Below are 21251 nucleotides of genomic sequence, written 5' to 3' on the forward strand. Positions count from 1 at the left end.
GGACAGGGGTCCGGGGTCAGCAGGAACGTACTCCGCGGCACATGAGAGACTGGTCTAGACAACATCATGAGACTTGAAGGGCAACACCATGGCTGAGCGCCGCGTCAACGTCGGCTGGGCCGAGGGCCTGCACGCCCGCCCCGCCTCCATCTTCGTCCGTGCCGCCACGGCCACCGGCGTCGCCGTGACGATCGCGAAGGCCGACGGCAACCCGGTCAACGCCGCGTCCATGCTCGCGGTGCTCGGCCTGGGCGCGCAGGGCGGCGAGGAGATCGTGCTCGCTTCCGAGGCGGACGGCGCCGATGTCGCTCTGGACCGGCTGGCGAGGCTGGTCGCCGAAGGGCTGGACGAGCTTCCCGAGACCGTCTGACGCCGATTTCCCCGGTCGGCCGGGCCCGTACGGAACATTTCCATGACAGAGCTGCGGTGCGCTGAATTCAGCCCACCGCGGCTCTGTTTATTTCGTGCGGGCAGCAGAAAACAGGTCCTGCGGAATTCTCTTCTTTGTATACGGCCCGATTGTTAAGTGCGGGCACTCGCGGTGTTTACATCATGTTGCGAAGCCCTCATCTTTTCCCGGCCGCGCTCGGGGCGCCGCAGCCGGTGCACCCCCGCGGTCCGCTCCGCGTGCAGCGCCGTCAGCGCCCGGGCGCGCTCCGCGTCGCCGCGCGCCACCGCGTCCACGATCGCGCCGTGCTCCGCCCAGGACTCCACGGGATGGGCGGGCTGCTCGACGGTGTACATCCAGGCGATCTTGTGTCTCAGCTGGGTGAGCGGAGCGGTGAGCGCGGGGCTCCCCGAGGCCTGGGCGAGGGTCTCGTGGAACCAGGCGCCGAGCGAGCGCAGATCCTCGCCCTGGCCCCGGCGGGCCCGCTCCTGGCCCAGCCTGACCAGGCCGCGGAGCACCTTGAGATGGGCTTCCGTACGACGCTGGGCGGCGCGCGCCGCACCCAGCGGTTCCAGCAGCAGCCGCACATCGAGGAGATCCGCCGCCTCCTGGTCCGAGGGCTCGGCCACACACGCGCCGACATGGCGGCGGGTCGTCACGAAGCCCTCCGACTCCAGGGTGCGCAGGGCTTCGCGCACCGGGACGCGGGAGACCCCGTAGCGCCGCGCGAGCTGTTCCTCGGTGAGCCGGCCGCCCCGCTCGAATACGCCGGAGATGATGTCGTCACGGATCGCTGTGCATACCGAGTGCGCGGGAATGCGCATGTTCAAACCTCCGCTTTAATCCGCGCGAAACGCTGCCGATCGACACCTGTTCCGTGACTCTATTGCAATGCACGCGAATTTCCGATGGGTGCCCGGAATCGTTGGATATCTCTTGGCCGCGGCAGCCGGGCGGACGCGGAAGGCCCCGGCGGGGAGCCGGGGCCTTCGGGCGGACGGAGCGGGACCGGAGCGGTCCGGACGGTCAGAGGCTCACGCCGTGCGCGCGCAGATACGCGACGGGGTCGATGTCGGAGCCGTAGTCCGGGCTCGTCCGGGCCTCGAAGTGGAGGTGCGGTCCGGTGACGTTGCCGGTCGCGCCGGACCGGCCGATCCGCTGCCCGGGGGTGACGGACTGGCCGACCGAGACGCCGACCGAGGCGAGATGGCCGTACTGCGTGTACGTGCCGTCGTTCATCCGGAGGACGATGTTGTTGCCGTACGAGCCGCCCCAGCCGGCCTCGACGACGGTGCCCGTGCCCACGGCCACGACCGAACTGCCGGTCGCGGCGCGGAAGTCGATGCCCGAGTGGCTGCCGGAGGACCACAGGGAGCCGCCGGACTGGTAGCCGGTGGTGACGTACGAGCCGGCGAGGGGGAGCCGGAAGGAGTTGAGGCGCTTGCGCTCGGCGGCGCGGGCGGCGCGCTCCTCCGCCTCGCGGATCTCCTTGGCCCTGGCTTCCGCCTTGGCCTTCGCCGCGGCCCTGGCGTCGGCTTCCGCCCTGGCCAGGGCGGCGGCCCGGTGCTGCGCCTCGGCCTGGGCCTCGATCACTCCGGCGAGGGAGTCGTCGATGACGATGGCCCGGTCCTGGCCGCCCTGGCGGCCTGACGGGACGTCCGTACCGGCGGCGTGCGCCGGGGCGGCCAGAGTGCCGATGACGCCGGTGGCGGTGAGGGTCGCGAACCCTGCGATACGCGCGCCCCTGCGGGTCGTTCGGCTCCGGGCACGATGCTTCCCGGTGGCACGGGTGAACGCCATGAAGTGGCTGGTCCTTTCCTTCCTTCTCGCCTACCGGGTTAGCTGACGGGTTCGGAGCAGGAAGGTCTCCTACGGACTCCTCCGCACGGGTGAGCGCGAAGGTGTCCGATTCACCCCAGGGACTGCGTGTGGGTCCCCGGCTCCCCAGGCTCGCGCCTGACGGGGACTCGGCGATGGCTGCCCGATGCCGCGAATACGGCGTAACTGGCGAACAGCCGGACCGACGCTAAGCGGGCCGTCTTTCAATCACCAAACAGACAGGCCCCTTTGTAGCGCACACCACAGGGCAGATAGGCAATCTCTCCAATAAAAGGGACATAAGAGAGCCCCGGCGACGGCGTCGCCGGGGCTCCTCTCACGGCGGGATCAGCCGGTGACCACCGTCACGTCACCGATGCCCAGAGCCGCGACCGGCTCCTTGATCTGCGCGGCGTCCCCGACAAGAACCGTGACGAGCCGGTCCACCGGGAAGGCGTTGACCGCGGCCGCCGTCGCCTCGACGGTGCCGGTCTCGGCCAGCCGCGCGTACAACTGCGCCTGGAAGTCGTCCGGGAGGAACTGCTCGACCTGGTCGGCCAGCGTGCCCGCGACGGACGCCGCCGTCTCGTACTTCAGCGGTGCGACGCCCACCAGATTCTGGACGGCCACGTCGCGCTCGGCGTCGGTGAGGCCCTCCGCCGCGAGGGTGCGCAGCACCTTCCAGAGGTCCTCCAGCGCCGGGCCCGTGGACGCGGTGTCCACGGAGCCGCTGATGGCGAGCATCGCGGCGCCCGTCGCCCCGCCCGGGGCGGACGGCGCCGAGGAGCGCAGCACCTGGCCGAAGGACCGCACGCCGTAGGTGTAGCCCTTCTCCTCGCGCAGCACCCGGTCGAGCCGGGAGGTGAGGGTGCCGCCCAGGCAGTACGTGCCCAGCACCTGGGCCGGCCAGACCCGGTCGTGCCGGTCGGCGCCGATACGGCCGATCAGCAGCTGGGTCTGTACCGCGCCCGGCCGGTCCACGATCACCACACGGCCCGTGTCGTCGGCGGTGATGGGCGGCACCGGACGGGGAGCGGCGGTGTTGCCGGCCCAGTCGCCGAGGGTGTCGGCGAGCACCGCGTCCAGATCGACCCCGGTGAGGTCACCGACGACCACCGCGGTGGCCGTGGCGGGGCGTACGTGCGCCTCGTAGAAGGAACGCACGCCCGCGGCGTCGATCCGCTCCACCGTCTCCTCGGTGCCCTGGCGCGGCCGGGACATGCGCGAGGAGGCGGGGAACAGCTCCTTGGAGAGCTGCTTGGCGGCGCGGCGGCCCGGGTTGGCGGTCTCGTGCGGGATCTCGTCGAGCCGGTTGCGTACCAGCCGCTCGACCTCGCTGTCCGCGAAGGCGGGGGCGCGCAGCGCCTCGGCGAGCAGCCCGAGCGCCTTGGGCAGCCGGGAGACGGGGACCTCCAGGGAGATCCGTACGCCCGGGTGGTCGGCGTGCGCGTCGAGCGTGGCGCCGCAGCGCTCCAGCTCGGCCGCGAACTCCTCGGCGCTGCGCTTGTCGGTGCCTTCGGAGAAGGCGCGCGCCATGATCGTGGCGATACCGTCGAGCCCCTCGGGCTCGGCGTCCAGCGGGGCGTCGAGATTGATCTCGACGGCCACCACCTGCTGGCCGGGGCGGTGGCAGCGCAGCACCGTCAGGCCGTTGGGCAGCGCCCCGCGCTCGGGGGCCGGGAAGGCCCAGGGCCTGGCCTCGCCGGCGGTCGGCTGCGGGTGGAAGTCCATGGTCACGGCAGCGTCGGTCACTGGTCCGCCCCCTCGTGCTCGTCGGTCTCGTCGGCGGCCGTGTCCTCGGCGGTCACCGGTTCGTACACCAGCACCGCCCTGTTGTCCGGGCGCAGCCGCGCCGCGGCGACCGCCCGCACCTCGTCCGCGGTGATGTCCAGCACGCGCGTCACGGCGCTCAGCGCCAGCTGCGGGTCACCGAACAGCACGGCGAACCTGCACAGTTCGTCGGCGCGGCCCGCGACGGTGCCGAGCCGGTCGAGCCACTCGCGCTCCAACTGGGCCTGCGCCCGCTCCATCTCCTCCGCGGTCGGGCCCTCGGCGGCGAGGCGGGCCAGCTCCTCGTCGACCGCGGCCTCGATCTGCGGGACCTCGACGCCACCGGACGTCTTCACGTCCAGCCAGCCGAGCGAGGGTGCGCCGGCCAGCCGCAGCAGCCCGAAGCCCGCGGCGACCGCGGTCCGGTCCCGGCGCACCAGACGGTTGTGCAGGCGGGAGGACTCGCCGCCGCCGAGGACGGTGAGCGCCAGGTCGGCGGCGTCGCACTCGCGGGTGCCGTCCTGCGGCAGCCGGTAGGCGGCCATCAGCGCGCGCGCCGGGACCTCCTCGTGGATCTCCTCGCGCAGCTCCTCGCCGATGACGTCGGGGAGCGTGCCGTCACGCGGCGGGTTCTTGCCGTCGTGGGACGGGATCGAGCCGAAGTACTTCTCGACCCAGGCGAGCGTCTGCTCGGGGTCGATGTCGCCGACGACCGACAGCACCGCGTTGTTCGGCGCGTAGTTCGTACGGAAGAACGCGCGGGCGTCCTCCAGCGTCGCGGCGTCCAGGTCGGCCATCGACCCGATGGGGGTGTGGTGGTAGGGGTGGCCCTCGGGGTACGCCAGTGCGGTCAGCCGCTCGAAGGCCGTACCGTAGGGCACGTTGTCGTACCGCTGGCGGCGCTCGTTCTTGACGACGTCCCGCTGGTTCTCCATGGACTGGTCGTCGAGCGCGGCGAGCAGGGAGCCCATCCGGTCGGCTTCCAGCCAGAGCGCCAGCTCCAGCTGGTGGGTGGGCATCGTCTCGAAATAGTTGGTGCGCTCGAAGCTGGTCGTGCCGTTCAGGGAGCCGCCGGCCCCCTGAACCAGTTCGAAGTGGCCGTTCCCCGGCACCTGCGCCGAGCCCTGGAACATCAGGTGCTCGAAGAGGTGGGCGAGGCCCGTACGGCCCTTGACCTCATGGCGTGAGCCGACGTCGTACCAGAGGCAGACCGCGGCGACCGGGGTCAGGTGATCCTCGGAGAGGACCACGCGCAGGCCGTTGGCCAGCCGGTGCTCTGTCGCTGTCAGGCCGCCGGAACCGGCCTGCGCTGTGGCCGTGTGACCCATGGGCATGTACGTCCCTTCGATCGCGATATGGAGAAGTCCTGCCACTGTATGCAAGCGTGCTGACACCTGGCGAAGTTCCCGTGCCGCACACGCTCAACGACGGGTCGAGGTCGGCGGTGTCAGCGGCTCGGTCCACAATGGTCCGCGTCAGTTCCAGAAGTTGCCGTACAGAACCTGTGAAGGAGCCGCAGCAGCGATGGCCCGCCGCAGCACGAAGACCCCGCCGCCGGAGGACTTCGAGGAGAAGATCCTCGACATCGACGTGGTCGATGAAATGCAGGGCTCCTTCCTCGAGTACGCGTACTCGGTGATCTATTCCCGGGCCCTGCCGGACGCCCGTGACGGTATGAAACCGGTGCACCGCCGCATCGTGTACCAGATGAACGAGATGGGCCTGCGCCCCGACCGCGGCTATGTGAAGTGCGCGCGTGTCGTCGGCGAGGTGATGGGAAAGCTGCATCCGCACGGCGACGCGTCGATCTACGACGCCCTCGTCCGGATGGCACAGCCGTTCTCGATGCGACTGCCTCTCGTCGACGGACATGGCAACTTCGGCTCGCTCGGCAATGACGACCCGCCGGCCGCCATGCGGTACACAGAGTGCCGGATGGCGGACGCCACGTCACTGATGACGGAGTCGATCGACGAGGACACCGTCGATTTCGAGCCGAATTACGACGGCCAGGAGCGGGAACCGGTCACACTTCCCGCCGCGTATCCGAATCTGCTGGTCAACGGCGCCTCCGGGATCGCGGTCGGCATGGCGACGAACATGCCGCCGCACAATCTCGGTGAGGTCGTGGCGGCCGCACGCCATCTGATCAAGCACCCGGGCGCGGACCTGGAGACGCTGATGCGTTTCGTGCCGGGCCCCGATCTGCCGACCGGCGGCCGGATCGTCGGCCTGACCGGCATCAAGGACGCCTACGAGAAGGGCCGGGGCACCTTCAAGATCCGTGCCACCGTGACGGTGGAGGATGTCACCGCGCGCCGCAAGGGCCTGGTCATCACGGAGCTGCCCTTCACGGTCGGCCCCGAGAAGGTCATCGCGAAGATCAAGGACCTGGTCTCCGCCAAGAAGCTCCAGGGCATCGCGGATGTCAAGGACCTCACGGACCGTGCGCACGGCCTGCGTCTGGTCATCGAGGTCAAGAACGGCTTCGTGCCCGAGGCCGTGCTCGAGCAGCTCTACAAGCTGACGCCGATGGAGGAGACCTTCGGTATCAACAATGTGGCGCTGGTGGACGGGCAGCCGCTGACGCTGGGGCTGAAGGAGCTGCTGGAGGTCTATCTCGACCACCGGTTCACGGTGGTGCGCCGCCGCAGCGAGTTCCGGCGGACGAAGCGGCGTGACCGGCTGCACCTGGTCGAGGGGCTGCTCGTCGCGCTCATCGACATCGACGAGGTCATCCAGCTGATCCGGTCGAGCGACAACTCCGCCCAGGCCAAGGAGCGGCTCATCGAGCGCTTCTCGCTGAGCGACATCCAGACCCAGTACATCCTGGACACGCCGCTGCGCCGGCTCACCCGGTTCGACCGGATCGAGCTGGAGAGCGAGCGCGACCGGCTCAACGGCGAGATCGACGAGCTGACCGGGATCCTGGACTCGGACACCGAGCTGCGCAAGCTGGTCTCGTCCGAACTGGCCGCGGTGGCGAAGAAGTTCGGCACCGCGCGGCGCACGGTGCTGCTGGAGTCCTCGGGTTCCGTGGCGGCGTCGGTGCCGCTGGAGGTCGCGGACGATCCGTGCCGGGTGCTGCTCTCCTCGACCGGTCTGCTGGCCCGTACGGTCAACGGCTCCCCGCTGGAGGGCGGCGACGGCAAGCGCGTCAAGCACGATGTGATCGTCTCGGCGGTGCCGGCGACGGCGCGGGGCGACATCGGCGCGGTGACGTCCACCGGGCGGCTGCTGCGGATCGCGGTGATCGACCTGCCGCAGCTGCCGGACACGGCCTCGGCGCCGAATCTGTCGGGCGGAGCGCCGGTCTCCGAGTTCCTCGCGCTGGAGGGAGACGAGTCGCTGGTCTGTCTCACCACGCTCGACGAGTCGTCCCCGGGGCTCGCGCTGGGCACGCTCCAGGGCGTCGTCAAGCGCGTGGTGCCCGACTATCCGGCCAACAAGGGCGAGCTGGAGGTCATCTCCCTCAGGGAGGGCGACCGGATCGTCGGTGGCGCGGAGCTGCGGACGGGCGAGGAGGATCTCGTCTTCATCACCTCCGACGCCCAACTGCTGCGCTACCAGGCCTCGCAGGTACGGCCGCAGGGCCGGCCGGCGGGCGGTATGACGGGGATCAAGCTGGCGGACGACGCCACGGTGATCTCCTTCACGGCGGTGGATCCGGCGGCGGACGGAGTGGTCTTCACGGTCTCCGGCTCGCACGGCACGCTGGACGACTCGGTGCGTACGGCGAAGCTCACCCCGTTCGACCAGTACCCGCGCAAGGGCAGGGCGACGGGCGGGGTGCGCTGTCAGCGGTTCCTGAAGGGCGAGGACATGCTGGTCCTGGCCTGGGCGGGGGCGAGCCCGGCACGCGCCGCGCAGAAGAACGGCACACCGGTGGAGCTGCCGGAGCCCGACCCGCGCCGGGACGGCTCCGGTACGCCGTTCGCCTCGCCGGTCGATGTACTGGCCGGGCCCGCGCACTGACGGGCCCTGTCCACGGCCTGTCCGGGTCCGGTCCTTCCGGCCCGGACCCGGACAGGTCGGGGACGTACCGCAGGGGCCCCGCCCGCCCAGGGCCGTGCCCTGGGCGGGCAGAGCGCTGAGCGGGCGAGGCCCCCGTAACGCCGGACGCTCAGCGGCGGTCCGCCGCCTGCTTTCCGCTCGCTGCGGCCGCGGGCTGCGGCCAGCTGTTGCAGTCGTTCCAGACGGTGTCCCAGCCGGAGTTGCCGCCGCCGTCGGTGACCGCGAAGGTGCCGCTTCCTCCCGGGAACGGGCAGTTGTAGATTCCGGCGGCGCCGAGGCCCGAGGCCTGGACGTTGCTGAACTTCGCCGACCCCGGGGTCTCCGCCTGGACCGCTACCGTGCCCGCTCCGTCGATCGTGGCACGGTCGACGGTCACGTTCTGAACGGCCTTGCCCGTACCGCTGCCGGAGACGAACTCGAAGGCGCTGTAGGGGCTGTCGGTGAAGGTGGTGTCGGTGATGTTGACGTTCGCGTCGATGGAGCTGTCGTACGCGTCGACGCGCAGCGCCCCCATCGGATGACCCCAGTTGGGGTTGATCGCGCCGGTGCGGACGAGGGTGTTGCCCGAGACCGTGATGGTGCCGGCCAGCGGGAAGAACGGATCGGCGAACTTCTGGTTGGAGATCGCGATACCGCTGCCCAGGGCATTGGTGTCCTGCACCAGGTTGTCCTTGACCGTGATGTCCCGGCCACCGTAGATCGCGATCCCGTTGGCCAGGTTCGGCTGCGAGATGGTGTTGTTGGCAAAGGTGCTGGAGCTGTTGGTCGTATTGAGCGACCACATGGCGAGGGCGTCGTCACCGTTGTTGCGCAGGAAGTTGTTGCGCACCTGGACACCCTTGGCGGTGCCGTTGAGGTTGAGGCCGTCGGCCGTCGTGTCGAGAATGCGGTTGTTCTCCACCACGAGGTTGTCGTTGTTCCCCATCAGCCAGAAGCCGACCTTGAGATGCTGGATCCACACCCCGGACACGGACGAGTTCGGACCGAGCGAGCCGTTGACGAAGTTGTCGGGGTTGTTGTCGACGCGCTCGGTGACCTCGCCGAAGACGGCGAAATCATGGAGCCCCACCTTGCCGGTCGGTGCGCCCGACTGGTCGATGAAGCGCGAACTGTGCACCACTGAGTGCCAGTTGCCCGCGCCCCTGATCTCGACGTCGTCCACATTGCTCAGCGACTGGGTCAGCTTGTAGTCGCCCGGCGGGATCCAGACCACGCCGCCCCTGGCCGCGCTGATGGCGTCGCGGAACGCCTGGGTGGAGTCGCCCGCGCCGCTGGGGTCCGCGCCCTTGTCGACCACCGAGACCGCGCCGGGCGGGGCCTGGGCGGCGCCCGCGACCTGCTCGAAGTCGGCCACGTCGATGGCGGTCGGGAGGGTCGCCTCGAACTTCACCTTGGCGCCGGCCGGCAGGTCCCGGCCGAGCAGGAGACGCGTGTTGTCGAAGAGATGGTGCGTCTTGGCGCCGGCGATCCAGGGGGTGTCGACGTAGGAGTACTTGGACGTGACGGCGAGCGTCTTGTCGATCTTCTGCCCGTCGATGTACACGGCGAGGGTGCCCGACTGACCGTCGGGGACGCTGTACGCGAGGTTCACGGCGTTGGCGGCCGCGGGGAGGGTGAACTCGACGCTCTGGCCGGCGTTCAGCTGGACCGCCCGGCGTCCCGACGCCTCGGAGGCGAGCGTGCCCTGCGTGTAGTCGGGGCCGATCGTGGAGCCGTTCGTGGTGGCGCTCTCCGCTTCGACGGACCTGAAGGGGAGGTTCGCGCCGGCCGCTGCCGCCGCGGTCGCCGTGGGGGCGACGAGGACGAGCCCCGTCGAGGCGACCGCTACCGCGGTGGAGAGAGCTATTGTCATGCGCCTGACATGCGTATTCATGTGCGGGTCCTGCACCTTCCTGTGGGGGGAGGGGTATGGAGGCCTGTGCCTCCGACTCGCGCGGACGGCGAGTGGTCTGCCGGCGGGCCGAGAAGGCCGCCGTGGGGGGCCGGGGCCGTGCGCGACAGCGTTGTCAGAGACGCTGCCACGCACCCCCGGGGCATGGAAGAGAAAGAGGAAGAGGGAAAAGGCAATCAGGTCCGCAACCAGGCCGCCGTGTCCTGCGGGAGCCGTCCGTCACCGTCCAGCGGGCCACTGGTGAGCAGGACATGGGCGTGACCGGGGAGCTCCGCCGGTTCACCGGCGAAATTGACCACACAGACCAGACCGCCGGCGCCCCCGGTGCGGGCGAAGGACAGTACCCCGGGAGCGGCCTCCAGCCAGTTCATGGGCCCGTCCCCGAAGCCGGGTTCGGTACGGCGCAGCCGCAGGGCCTCGCGGTAGAGGGTGAGCATCGAGGCCGGATCGTCCGACTGCAGGTCGGCGGCGTACGAGGGCCAGGACGCAGGCTGCGGAAGCCAGGGTTCGGTGCCGGAGCCGAAACCGGCGTACGGCGCGTCCGCCGTCCACGGCAGCGGCACCCGGCAGCCGTCGCGGCCCGGGTCCGTACCACCGGAGCGGAAGTGCATCGGGTCCTGGATCCGGTCGAGCGGAATCTCTACTTCCGGAAGGCCCAGCTCCTCGCCCTGGTAGAGGTACACGGCACCCGGAAGCGCCAGCGAGAGCAGCGCGGCGGCGCGGGCGCGACGGGTGCCGAGCTCCGGATCCGTCGGGGTGCCGAATGCCTTGGCCGCGAAGTCGAAGCCGGTGGCCTCGCGCCCGTAGCGGGTGACCGTGCGCGTCACATCGTGGTTGCAGAGCACCCAGGTGGCGGGGGCGCCGACCGGCGCGTGCTCGGCGACCGTCTCGTCGATCGCGGTCCGCAGCAGACCCGCGTCCCAGGGACAGGCGAGGAAGTTGAAGTTGAACGCGGTGTGCAGCTCGTCCGGCCGCAGATAGCGGACAAAGCGCTCGGTGTCGGGCAGCCACACCTCGCCGACGTAGATGGCGTCGTACTCATCGGCGATAGCACGCCAGGAGCGGTAGATGTCGTGCAGCTCGTCCAGGTCGACATATGGATGAGGGTCGCGGCCCGCGGTGAAGTCCGGCAGGGCCGGGTCCTTGGCGAGCAGCGCGGCCGAGTCGATCCGTACGCCGGCGACACCGCGCTCGAACCAGAAGCGCAGCACGTCCTCGTGCTCCTGGCGCACCGCGGGATGGGCCCAGTTGAGGTCGGGCTGCTCCGGGGCGAAGAGATGCAGATACCACTCGCCGTCGTCGAGACGGGTCCAGGGCGTACCGCCGAACTCGGAGATCCAGTCGTTCGGCGGGATCTCGCCGTTCTCACCGCGCCCGGTCCTGAAGTGGAACAGTTCGCGCTCGGCGCTGCCGGAGCCGGCGGCCAGCGCCGCCTTGAACCACGCGTGCCGGTCGGAGACATGATTGGGCACGACGTCGATGATCGTACGGATGCCCAGCTCGCGCGCCTCGGCGATGAGCTTCTCGGCCTCGGCCAGGGTGCCGAAGGCCGGGTCGATGGTGCGGTAGTCCGCCACGTCGTAGCCGCCGTCGGCGAGGGGCGAGAGATACCACGGGGTGAACCAGAGGGCGTCCACGCCCAGTTCCACGAGATACGGCAGCTTGGCCCGTACACCCGCGAGATCTCCGGTGCCGTCTCCGTCACCGTCGGCGAAGCTGCGTACGTAGATCTGATAGATGGCGGCGTCCCGCCACCAATTCGTGTCGGCGGGCTCCAGAGGGCTGCCTTCCATGCGATGTTCCTTTCGGGCTGCTGCGGTGGCCCTCACGGCGGTGCCTTCCGTGACGAGGCGAGGGTGGTTCGAGAGCTGCGCACCGCCGCCCCACAGCGGGGACTGATTCAGGTGGCGGCGGTGCGCAGGGTGTTCGGCCGGACGTCGGGAGGGCCGGCGGGTAGCTGGTCAGCCCTTGGTGCTCCCGGCGCTGATGCCGGCGATGATGTGCCGCTGGAACACCAGGAACATCCCGACCATCGGGATACTGGCGATCACCATGGCGGCGATCAGTACGGACAGCGGGATGTTCTGCGACAGCTGGACCAGCGCGACGCTGATGGGCTGCTTCTCGGTGTCCGGGAAGACCATCAGCGGCCAGAGGAAGTCCTGCCAGACGGCGACCAGCGCGAAGATCGACACCACGCCGAGGACCGGCCGGGACATGGGCAGCAGGATCGACCAGAGGGTACGGAACCTTCCGGCGCCGTCGATCTCGGCGGCCTCCAGCACATCGCGGGGTATCTGGTCGAAGAACCGTTTGAGCAGATAGAGGTTGAAGGCGTTGGCGACGGCCGGCAGCCAGATGCCCAGCGGATCGTTGAGCAGACTGACGTGGATCAGCGGCAGATCGGCGATGGTCAGGTACTTCGGTACGAGGAGCGCCTGGGCCGGGACCATCAGGGTGGCCAGGATGCCGCCCAGGATCACCTTCCCGAACGCGGGCTTCAGCTTGGAGAGGGCGTAGGCCGCGGCCGTACAGAAGACGAGCTGGAGGATCCAGGCACCGGCGGCCTGTACCACCGTGTTCCACAGATGCGTGGGGAGCTGCATCAGGTCCCACGCGTCGGTGTACGCGCTGAAGTGCCAGGTCTCGGGGATCAGCGTCGGCGGCGTCTGCACCAGTTCGTCCGGGGACTTCATGGCGCCTGAGGCCATCCAGTACACGGGGAACAGGAAGGCCAGCACGAAGGCGAGGACGACACCGCTGAAGACGATCCAGTAGAGCGTCCTGCCCCGGGCGCTCGCGAGCGTGAGCGGGGACACGAGCGTGCGTACGGCCTGGCTGTCCGCTTTCTTGCCGGTGGCCTCGGCGGCCGCGGGCGGTGCCTGCCGGGGAGGCGGCGCGATCTGGGTCATGGCGCTGCGCTCCTCTCAGTCGTCGGTGCGGGTGAGCCGCAGATAGAGGGCGGAGAAGAGGCTGAGCACGATCAGCAGCATCACGCTCAGGGCGCAGGCCCCGCCGAAGTCGTTGTAGAGGAAGGCGTATTTGTAGATGAGATACAGGATCGTGACGGTGGAGTTCTCCGGTCCGCCGCCGGTGATCACGAAGGGTTCGGTGAAGACCTGCATCGTGGCGATGATCTGCAGCAGCATCAGCATCAGGATGATGAAGCGGGTCTGCGGGATCGTCACATGGCGCACGCGCTGCAGGATGTTGGCGCCGTCCAGCTCCGCCGCCTCGTACAGCTCCCCGGGGATGCCCTGGAGCGCGGCGAGGTAGATGAGGACCGTGCCGCCCATGTTCGCCCAGGTGGCGACGATGACGAGGGAGAGAAGGGCGGTGTCCGCGCCGTTGGTCCAGTTCGACGTGGGCAGATGGAGGAAGCGCAGCCCTTCGTTGGCGAGGCCGGCGCCCGGATCGTAGAACCACTTCCACAGCAGGGCGCTGACCACCGGCGGGATCATCACCGGGAGGTAGACGACCACCCGGAAGAACGACTTCGCGTGCCGCAGCTCGTTGAGGACGAGCGCCATCACGAACGGCACCGCGAAGCCGATCAGCAGGGCGATCAGCGTGAAGGTGAGGGTGTTGCGCCAGGCCGCCCCGAACTCCGGGTCCTGGAAGACCTGAGTGAAGTTGGCGGTCCCCACCCATTCCGGAGCTGATCCGGGGGTGTACTTCTGGAAGGCGATGATCACCGCGCGGATCGCCGGGTACCAGGAGAACAGCGCGAAGCAGATCAGGCCGCCGATCAGGAAGCCGTAGGCACGCACCTGATGGGACAGCTTGCGGCGGAAGGGGCTGGGGCCCCCGCGGCCCGCCGGGCGCTGCCCTGGAGTGGAGGGCGGCGCGGCGGCGGACCGCTGGGGAGCCTGGGCAGTTTTCATCGGTACGTCAGCCTCGAGCCAGGATTCCGTCGATCTTGGTCTGTGCGTCCTTCAGGAGCTTGTCGATGTCGGCGTCCTTCTTGGTGAGGACCGAGGACACCGCTCCGTCGAGGACCGAGTAGATCTGCTGGGCCTTCGGCGGCTCCAGCTTCGCGGTGAGCTGCTGGCTGCCGTCGAGGAAGGCCTGGTAGTTCTCGACCGGGACGTTGGCGTACTGCTTCCTCAGCGCCTGGTCCTTGGTGTCGGTGGCGCCGGTCCACAGCCGGGGCTCGGGGAGACCGACCGGGGCCTTCAGATCGGAGGCGCGCTTCCAGTTGTTGAGGCCGGTGCCCGGGGCGTTCGTCTGGTACTCCAGCCACTTCAGGCCGGCCTTGATCTGCTCCGGGGAGGCCTTCTTGCTGAACATGTAGCCGTCGCCGCCGATGAGCGTGCCCTTGCCGCCCGGCATCGGGGCGAGCGCCAGGTCCTCGTACTTGCCGCCCTTCTCCTTGACCAGGATCGGCACATTGTCCGGGGCGGAGATGTACATGCCGAGCTTGCCGGAGCCCATCATCTGCTGGACGTCGTTGAGGATGAGCAGCTGCTTGGTGCCCATGGAGTTGTCACCCCAGCGCATGTCCTTCAGGTTCTGCAGGACGGCCTTGCCCTCGGGGGTGTTGACGGCGGACTGCTTGCCGTCCGGGCTGACGATGTCGCCGCCCTGCGAGTACATCTCGGCGGTGAAGTGCCAGCCGCCCTGGTTCTGCGCGCTGTAGTCGGCGTATCCGACGTAGCCCTTGCCCAGGCCCGCGATCTTCTTGGCGGCGGCCCGGACCTCTTCCCAGGTGGCCGGCGGCTTGTCGGGGTCGAGGCCGGCCTGCTGGAAGAGCTTCTTGTTGTAGAGCAGGCCCATCGAGTAGTTGGTGCGCGGGACGCCGTAGATCTTGCCGTCGACGGTGTAGACGTCACGCAGCGACTGCTGGATGTCGCTGTAGCCCGGCATGTCCTTCACGTACGACGTGATGTCCGCTGCCTGGTTGATGTCGACGACGTGCTTGGCGTCGGTGAAGTACGTGTAGAAGACGTCTTCCATCTGGCCGCCGGCGAGCTTCGCGTCGAAGGTCTTGGGGTCCTGGCAGGGGAACGCGTCGTGACCGACGACGTCGATGTCCGGGTTCGCCTTCTCGAACGTCTTGATGTCGTCCTCGAAGCTCTGCCGGTCGATCTTGGCACTCTTCGGAGGCATGCAGTTCACGGTGATACGCGTCTTGCCCCCCGAGGTGTCCTCACTGTCCGAGCCGCACGCGGCCAGTCCAGTGAGGGCCAGCGCGGAGGCTATGGCGGCGGTACAGGTACGGCGGAACCCGGGACTTCTCATCGGTGGGACCCCTCTTGGGCAGGAGCGTGGGAAACCCACAGCTGCTCGCTGTGTGGCGGCGCTCACTCAACCACTAACTACGGATGTCCGCAATATGTCGCTCCGATTTCGCAAATACTTGACAGCTAACTGCATGCACTGATGCTGTTGGAGGGTCCGAACCGGCTACTTTCGGGCCGTACCGTGAGAGGGTGGAGCGCTGTCCGCTCGGCGCTCGGAGGGTGCGATTCCGCCTGCGATGGCGGCAGCGCCGGGCCGGCGCGGGGCGTTTCCGACGACGCCGCACCGAGGCCGGGGTGTCGCTTTTCTTGCGGATCTTGCGCTGCGCGAGCGCAAATCTTACGCAAATACCGCAAGCGGCTTGCCCGCGCGTAGCCCTGGCGCAGTCCTGGCGCCGCCCGGAAGGTGCCGCACGCACGGAGGGCGGCCCGGTCTCAGCCGGGCCGCCCTCCGGCAGGTGTCCGTATTACTTCGTGCCTGTTTTATTTCGTTCCTGTTTCGACCCGGCCCGGGCGTCGGGGACGGCCCGGGGCCGTCAGCCGCGCGCCGCCGCTTCCACCCGAAGCGCCTGGCGGGGGGCCTGCGCCGTGGAGCCGCGTACCACCAGCTCCGGCTCGAACAGCAGCTCACCGGGCGGCACGGAACCGCCCTGGATCTGGGCGCTCAGCATCTCCACAGCGGCCCGCCCCATGGCCTCGATGGGCTGGCGGACCGTGGTCAGCGGGGGCTCGGTGCAGTTCATGAACGCGGAGTCGTCGAAGCCGACGACCGACACCTCGCGCGGTACGTCGAGACCGCGCCGGCGGGCCGCCCGTACCGCCCCCAGCGCCAGCGGGTCGCTGGCGCAGATAATGCCCGTGACACCCCGGTCGAGCAGGCGCGATGCCGCGGCCTGCCCGCCTTCCAGGGAGAACATGGTCCGCTCGATGTGCTCGTCGGGAAGCTTCGCTTTGGCCGCCTTCGCCGCCGCGAGCGCGGCGGCGAGCTTGCGCCGGGACGGCACATGGTCGGACGGGCCGAGCACCAGGCCGATGCGCTCATGGCCGAGCGAGGCCAGATGACGCCAGGCCTGTTCAACCGCGACCGCGTCGTCGCAGGAGATGCAGGGAAAGTCGAGATTCTCTATCGGGGCGTTGATCAGGACGACCGGAATCTTGCGCTCGGCAAGCTGCCGGTAGTGGTCGTGCGGGGCGTCCGCCTGGGCGAACAGTCCCCCCGCGAAGACGACCCCGGACACCTGCTGCTGGAGCAGCAGCTCGACATAGTCCGCCTCGGAGACACCGCCCTTGGTCTGCGTGCACAGCACGGGGGTCAGCCCCTGCTGGGCCAGCGCTCCGCCGATGACCTCGGCGAATGCCGGGAAGATAGGATTCTGCAGCTCCGGCAGCACCAGACCGACCAGCCGCGCACGCTCCCCGCGCAGCTGGGTCGGCCGCTCGTAGCCAAGGACGTCCAGCGCGGTCAGCACCGACTGCCGCGTGGCCTGCGAGACACCGGGCTTGCCGTTGAGTACCCGGCTGACCGTGGCCTCGCTGACCCCAACCTTCTTCGCCACCTGAGCAAGTCGTCGCGTCATACACGCAAGACTATCGCAAGAGATGCAAGCTACTTGCTTCAGAGCGTAAAGAGCCCGGCAAGCGCGGTGCCGGCCGGAATAATCCGGCCGGCACCACCTTACGGACCCGCTGCCTTCCTACGGGTTGATGTTGATCTTCATGGTGGAGGTGGTGTTCTTCACGTCCACGGCGTTGTTGTTGAGAGTCAGACCGTTGAAGGTGACTTCACCGACCGCCGGTCCCTGACCCGCCTCGGGCATCTCGTTCGCCCACAGTCCGAAGCCGGACTTGGCGTCGAAGGCGTCACCGCTCTTACGGGCGCCGGTGATCGAGATGTCGGTGAGGATGGTGTCCTTGATCGGGAACTGCGGCTGACCGCCCACATAGTTGGTCTGGAACATGATCCCGCTGTAGGTCGGATCGACGATGTCGACATTGTTGATCCGGATGCCCTGGAACACCTTGGACGCCGAGAACAACCAGATACCCGGGAAGGTCTGGCTGCCCCAGAAGTGCCCACCGGACCTGACGACCGACACATTCTCGATCGTCGTCGGTTCGGTCCCGAAGCCGTTCATCGCGTAGCCGAAGTCCAGCGAGCTGACCGTGATGCCCGAGTAGACCAGCGTGTCCGCGATGTGGATGTTGCGGAAGGTGTTGCGGTAGCCGCCGTATACGGCGAGACCCGCGGCACGCCACACGAGAGTCGCGGAGAGGTTCTCGTAGACGTTGTTGAACATGTCCGCGCCACCGGCGTCGATCGCCGAGAACAGCGCGAAGGCGTCGTCTCCCGTGGCCCGCGCGTCATTGTTGACGACGTGGTTGTCCGTGCTGCCGTTGGTCATGTTGATGCCGTCGGCGAACGTGTTGCGGATCCGGGAGTTCTTGATCGTGATGCGGTCCGCGTTGGCGCCCCAGTAGAGGCACACGGTGTGCTCGTTCCAGATGTTGTCGATCGTGATGTCGGTGACGTTCGACAGGTCGAACACCTTGCCGGGACCGTCGATGCGCGAGGTGTAGTTGCCGAAGTAGGCGAAGTTGGTGAAGGACGAGCCCTTCGCCGCGGCCTCCACCCGGAAGCCGACATCGGTGTTCTCCTGCGTCGACGGGGCGTGGAACCTGGTGTACCAGGGCCCCGCGCCGACGACCTGCACCGGCTTGCCGTACACCTGGAACTTGCTGGACGTCTGGTAGTCACCGGCCGGCAGGTAGACACCGACCAGCTTGCCGGTGGTGTCCATCCGGACCTTGTCCAGCGCGTTCTGCACGTCCTGCTGGGCGAATCCGGTCGGCACCGTGTAGGTCGCCGGGTCCGGGTTGGCGACCTGCGAGACCTGCTCCAGGTTGATGAAGTCGATCGCGTACTTGGACGAGTTGGCCGCGTCCTTCTGAAGCCGGATCTTGCTGCCCGCGGGGACGGTCCTGCCCAGCATGACGTTGGCCTCGTCATAGATGTGCCGGGGTCCGCCGGCGCCGGGCGAGTTGCCGGGGCCGGTCTCCGAGCCGTACAGCCAGGCGTACTTCGAGGTGAGGTCGATCGCCTTGAGGAAGGTGCCGTCGACGTAGACGTTCAGAGTCGAGTCGATGCCACCGCCGCCCGCGGAGTCCGGGATGGAGAACCGCGTGACCAGCGTGTTGGTGCTGGCCCTCGTGGTGAACTCGACGTAGTTGCCGTTGTCGTTGAGGGTGACGGCCTTACGGCCGGACGCCTCTCCCGCGGGGTCGCCCACGTCCCGGTTCGGACCGACGACCTGCGCGCCACCGCCTGCGACGCCGTCCTCCGCCTCGTACATGTCGTACGGCATGTTGGCGCCGCGACCGACGAAGAGCGCCTGCGTGCTGGTGTTGTTCGCGCGCTTGACCGGCAGTTCGTTGGTGTCGTCGGCGAGGACCACCTTGACCGTGTACGAACCGTTGGCGGCCGCCCAGGTACCGAGACCCACCGGAGCGGAGGTCGCGCCCGGGGCGATGGTGCCGTTGTACGCACCGGTCAGGGTCTTGACCGTGGCGCCCTTGGAGTCCAGCAGGGACAGCGTGATGCCGTGGCTGCCGGCCGCGGAGGCCACCGTGCCCTGGTTCTTGATCGCCACGGAGAAGGCGACGGTGTCACCGGCCGACGGCGAGGACGGGGACGTGGAGACCGTGGCGGCGATCAGGTCCGAGCTGGCGACCTGCTTCACCACCAGGGAGGCCGGGTTGACGTAGGTGTTGTTGGTCTCGTTCTGCTCGATGACCGCGTTGGCCGGGTCCGCGACAGCGCTGAGCTGGTACGTACCGGCGTCACGCGCACCGATGTCCGCCGTGACGGTGGAAGAGGCTCCGGCCGCCAGGGCGCCGACCGACGCGGTGCCCACCTTCGTGCCGCCGAGCCGGAGCTCGACCGTGCTGGCCGGTGCCGCGACGGCCCCGGCGTTGCGTACGGTCGCCGACAGGGTGATCGGGTCGGACTCGACCGGCGCCGCGGGAGACGCGGTCACCGCGGTGACCTGGAGGTCGGGGTTGGGCGCCGGGTCGCCGAGGATCTGGAACTCCGCCACCTGCCCCGCGCCGGAGCCGGTGTTGGAGGTGAACTTCAGCTGGACGTCGGCGGTGCGCGCGCTGACCGGGATGGTCACCGAGTTGCCGCTCGCCGGGCTGAAGTTGTAGTCCTTGGCGGCCACCAGGCTGGTGAAGCCCGAGGCACTCTGCTCACGGCCCAGCACCTGGATGTTCTGGGTCCGCGCGCCCCAGCTGCTGTCCGGGTTGAGCTTGACGACCACGCTCTGGGTGTCGGCGTTGGCGCCCAGCTTCACGGTGAGGGTGTTGGGGTAGCTGCCGCCCGCACCCTCCCAGTAGGTCGTGAGGCTGTTGTCGTTGGCGTTCTCCGCGACGAAGGTGAAGACCGAGGAGGACGCGGTGATCGGCTTGCCGACGGCGAGGTTCGACGCCGTGCCCGTGCTGCCGTTCCTGGTCACCGTGTTGCTGTTGCCGGACTGGTTGCCCGCCGCGTCCTTGGCCCGTACGTAGTACGAGACCGTGGTGCCCGCGGCCTGGGTGTCCGTGTACGTGGTGACGTTGCCCGCCACGCTGCCGCGCAGCACGTTGTTGGCGTAGACGTCGTAGGCCGTCACGCCCGTGTTGTCCGTCGAGGCGCCCCAGGTCAGCTTGATCTGTCCGGAGGCCGGCTCGGTGAAGGCGAGGTTGGCGGGGACGGTCGGCGCCTGGGTGTCCCCGGTGTCTCCCTGACGGGTGACGGTGTTGCTGTTGGGCGACACATTGCCGGCCGCGTCCTTGGCCCGTACGTAGTACGAGATGGTCGAGCCCGTGGGCTGGGTGTCCGTGAAGGTCGTGACATTGCCCGCGACGCTGGTGCGCAGCTCGTTGTTGGCGTAGATGTCGTAGCCCGTCACGCCCGTGTTGTCGGTCGACGGCTTCCAGCTGAGCTTGATCTGACCGGTGACCGGCTGCGTGTAGGTCAGCTCGGTCGGGGCGGTGGGCGCCTGGGTGTCACCGGTCTCGGGGCCGTAGATCTCCAGCTCGGACAGCTGGCCGCCGGGCTGGCCGGTGTTGGCCGTGATCAGCACCCGCACATAGCGCGTGGTGGTGGCGTCGAAGGAGATCGTCGCCGCCTGACCGCCCGCGGCGTTGAAGGTGTACGCCTTGGAAGCGGTCAGATCCGTGAAGGCCGAGTTGTTGGTGCTGCCCTGGATCTTCAGCGTCTGGTCCCTGGCTCCCCAGCCGTCCGGCAGGCGCAGCACGACCTGGTTGACGCGGACCGACGAGCCCAGGTCGGCCTGGATCCACTGCGGGAGTGCGTTGTTCCTGCTCTCCCAGTAGCTGGCCTTGTTGCCGTCGTTGGCGTTGCCGGGCCCGTAGACCTCGGTGAAGCTGCTCGCGGTGAGGGTCTTGCCGAGGGCGAGGTTCACCGACGCCGCGGCGGCGGTGTGCACCTCCAGTTCGGAGAGCTGCGCCTTCTTCCCCGCCGTATTGGCCGTGATGGTGGCCCGTACGAAGCGCGCCTTGGTGGCCGGGAAGGAGACGGTGACCTTGTTGCTCGCGCCCTTGCTGAAGGTGTATTTGGCGGAGGCCTTCAGCGTCGCGAAGCTGGTGCCGTCCTCACTGCCCTGGAGGGACAGGGTCTGCTGACGGGACTCCCACCCTGCGGGGAGCTTCAGCACCACCTGGTCGACGCGCTTGCTCGACCCGAGGTCCGACTGCACCCACTGGGGGAACTTCTTGCCGCCGCCCTCCCAGTAGGTCGACTGGTTCCCGTCCGTGACGTTCCGGGCGGTCGCGTCGCCCACGGTGGAACTCGCCGCCGCGGTCCGCCCCGCGGCGATGTTGGGGCCGTCGGCCGCCGCGGCGGTGAGTGACGGCCAGCCGATCATCAACAGACTGGTGGCTATGGCGGTGGAGAGGACCCGCCATCTCCGGCGTTGCGATCTCATGGATCCCCGATCTTCGGCCTCGGCGCGGGGGGCGGCGAGGGCGCGGCTCTGGCTGCGTGCTTGCGTGGCAAGCGTTTCTGCACTGATGAACGGAGTCTTTTGCGTTTTGCGGTCAGAGAGTTGCAGAGAAATGCGAGTCCGTCCAC

The 21251-nt window shown here is 68.8% G+C and carries 12 protein-coding genes, 1 pseudogene and 1 riboswitch; of the genes and pseudogenes, 2 read left to right on the top strand and 11 right to left on the bottom strand.

Annotated elements, in window-relative coordinates; all coding sequences use genetic code 11:
* Nucleotides 1-88 precede the first annotated feature (88 nt).
* Nucleotides 89-370 carry an HPr family phosphocarrier protein gene (locus ACFVWW_RS08105; protein WP_384188372.1) on the top strand — a complete coding sequence of 94 codons (282 nt, stop codon included), beginning with the start codon at nucleotides 89-91 and terminating at the stop codon, nucleotides 368-370.
* A gap of 152 nt (nucleotides 371-522) precedes the next feature.
* Here the strand turns inward: ACFVWW_RS08105 and ACFVWW_RS08110 are convergent, their stop codons facing one another.
* From ACFVWW_RS08110 to ACFVWW_RS08125, 4 genes are all read right to left on the bottom strand, one after another.
* Nucleotides 523-1212, bottom strand: a complete 690-nt coding sequence (locus ACFVWW_RS08110; RefSeq protein WP_384188374.1) for a GntR family transcriptional regulator — start codon at nucleotides 1210-1212, stop codon at nucleotides 523-525.
* A 202-nt stretch (nucleotides 1213-1414) separates the two neighbouring features.
* Nucleotides 1415-2188, bottom strand: coding sequence for a M23 family metallopeptidase (locus ACFVWW_RS08115; protein WP_384188376.1), 774 nt, complete (start codon nucleotides 2186-2188; stop codon nucleotides 1415-1417).
* Nucleotides 2189-2200: 12 nt separating this feature from the next.
* Nucleotides 2201-2371: riboswitch (cyclic di-AMP (ydaO/yuaA leader) on the bottom strand.
* 183 nt (nucleotides 2372-2554) lie between these two features.
* Complete coding sequence (locus ACFVWW_RS08120) at nucleotides 2555-3937, bottom strand: M16 family metallopeptidase (protein WP_386876800.1); 1383 nt, start codon at nucleotides 3935-3937, stop codon at nucleotides 2555-2557.
* A 17-nt stretch (nucleotides 3938-3954) separates the two neighbouring features.
* Entirely contained in the window at nucleotides 3955-5304 is a 1350-nt protein-coding gene (locus ACFVWW_RS08125) for a M16 family metallopeptidase (RefSeq protein WP_384188437.1), read from the bottom strand.
* A gap of 196 nt (nucleotides 5305-5500) precedes the next feature.
* Between ACFVWW_RS08125 and ACFVWW_RS08130 the strand changes: the two genes are divergently transcribed.
* Nucleotides 5501-7951, top strand: a complete 2451-nt coding sequence (locus tag ACFVWW_RS08130; protein WP_384188378.1) for a DNA topoisomerase (ATP-hydrolyzing) subunit A — start codon at nucleotides 5501-5503, stop codon at nucleotides 7949-7951.
* Between the two features lie 190 nt (nucleotides 7952-8141).
* Here the strand turns inward: ACFVWW_RS08130 and ACFVWW_RS08135 are convergent.
* The 7 genes and pseudogenes from ACFVWW_RS08135 to ACFVWW_RS08165 all read right to left on the bottom strand — a co-directional run.
* Nucleotides 8142-9863 (bottom strand): annotated as a pseudogene (locus ACFVWW_RS08135) (glycosyl hydrolase family 28-related protein); the annotation flags it as partial.
* A gap of 194 nt (nucleotides 9864-10057) precedes the next feature.
* Nucleotides 10058-11674: a glycoside hydrolase family 13 protein gene (locus ACFVWW_RS08140; RefSeq protein WP_384188380.1), complete on the bottom strand. Its 1617-nt coding sequence runs from the start codon at nucleotides 11672-11674 to the stop codon at nucleotides 10058-10060.
* Between the two features lie 168 nt (nucleotides 11675-11842).
* A complete protein-coding gene (locus tag ACFVWW_RS08145; protein ID WP_384188381.1) occupies nucleotides 11843-12793 on the bottom strand; it encodes a carbohydrate ABC transporter permease in 951 nt (316 codons plus the stop codon).
* A gap of 15 nt (nucleotides 12794-12808) precedes the next feature.
* Entirely contained in the window at nucleotides 12809-13765 is a 957-nt protein-coding gene (locus tag ACFVWW_RS08150) for a carbohydrate ABC transporter permease (protein WP_384188383.1), read from the bottom strand.
* A gap of 7 nt (nucleotides 13766-13772) precedes the next feature.
* Nucleotides 13773-15122: an ABC transporter substrate-binding protein gene (locus ACFVWW_RS08155; RefSeq protein WP_386876633.1), complete on the bottom strand. Its 1350-nt coding sequence runs from the start codon at nucleotides 15120-15122 to the stop codon at nucleotides 13773-13775.
* A 535-nt stretch (nucleotides 15123-15657) separates the two neighbouring features.
* Entirely contained in the window at nucleotides 15658-16698 is a 1041-nt protein-coding gene (locus ACFVWW_RS08160) for a LacI family DNA-binding transcriptional regulator (protein ID WP_386876635.1), read from the bottom strand.
* A gap of 117 nt (nucleotides 16699-16815) precedes the next feature.
* Nucleotides 16816-21105, bottom strand: coding sequence for a discoidin domain-containing protein (locus ACFVWW_RS08165; RefSeq protein ID WP_386876637.1), 4290 nt, complete (start codon nucleotides 21103-21105; stop codon nucleotides 16816-16818).
* Nucleotides 21106-21251 lie beyond the last annotated feature (146 nt).

The sequence above is a fragment of the Streptomyces sp. NPDC058198 genome, assembly GCF_042882605.1.
In the GTDB taxonomy this organism is placed as follows: domain Bacteria; phylum Actinomycetota; class Actinomycetes; order Streptomycetales; family Streptomycetaceae; genus Streptomyces.

Bases quoted from the DNA above. Each gene is read 5' to 3' on its own strand.
- ACFVWW_RS08145 (WP_384188381.1), bottom strand. From the start codon at position 12,793: ATGACCCAGATCGCGCCGCCTCCCCGGCAGGCACCGCCCGCGGCCGCC.
- ACFVWW_RS08140 (WP_384188380.1), bottom strand. From the start codon at position 11,674: ATGGAAGGCAGCCCTCTGGAGCCCGCCGACACGAATTGGTGGCGGGAC.
- ACFVWW_RS08150 (WP_384188383.1), bottom strand. From the start codon at position 13,765: ATGAAAACTGCCCAGGCTCCCCAGCGGTCCGCCGCCGCGCCGCCCTCC.
- ACFVWW_RS08125 (WP_384188437.1), bottom strand. From the start codon at position 5,304: ATGGGTCACACGGCCACAGCGCAGGCCGGTTCCGGCGGCCTGACAGCG.
- ACFVWW_RS08115 (WP_384188376.1), bottom strand. From the start codon at position 2,188: ATGGCGTTCACCCGTGCCACCGGGAAGCATCGTGCCCGGAGCCGAACG.
- ACFVWW_RS08120 (WP_386876800.1), bottom strand. From the start codon at position 3,937: ATGGACTTCCACCCGCAGCCGACCGCCGGCGAGGCCAGGCCCTGGGCC.
- ACFVWW_RS08165 (WP_386876637.1), bottom strand. From the start codon at position 21,105: ATGAGATCGCAACGCCGGAGATGGCGGGTCCTCTCCACCGCCATAGCC.
- ACFVWW_RS08130 (WP_384188378.1), top strand. From the start codon at position 5,501: ATGGCCCGCCGCAGCACGAAGACCCCGCCGCCGGAGGACTTCGAGGAG.
- ACFVWW_RS08110 (WP_384188374.1), bottom strand. From the start codon at position 1,212: ATGCGCATTCCCGCGCACTCGGTATGCACAGCGATCCGTGACGACATC.
- ACFVWW_RS08155 (WP_386876633.1), bottom strand. From the start codon at position 15,122: ATGAGAAGTCCCGGGTTCCGCCGTACCTGTACCGCCGCCATAGCCTCC.
- ACFVWW_RS08160 (WP_386876635.1), bottom strand. From the start codon at position 16,698: ATGACGCGACGACTTGCTCAGGTGGCGAAGAAGGTTGGGGTCAGCGAG.
- ACFVWW_RS08105 (WP_384188372.1), top strand. From the start codon at position 89: ATGGCTGAGCGCCGCGTCAACGTCGGCTGGGCCGAGGGCCTGCACGCC.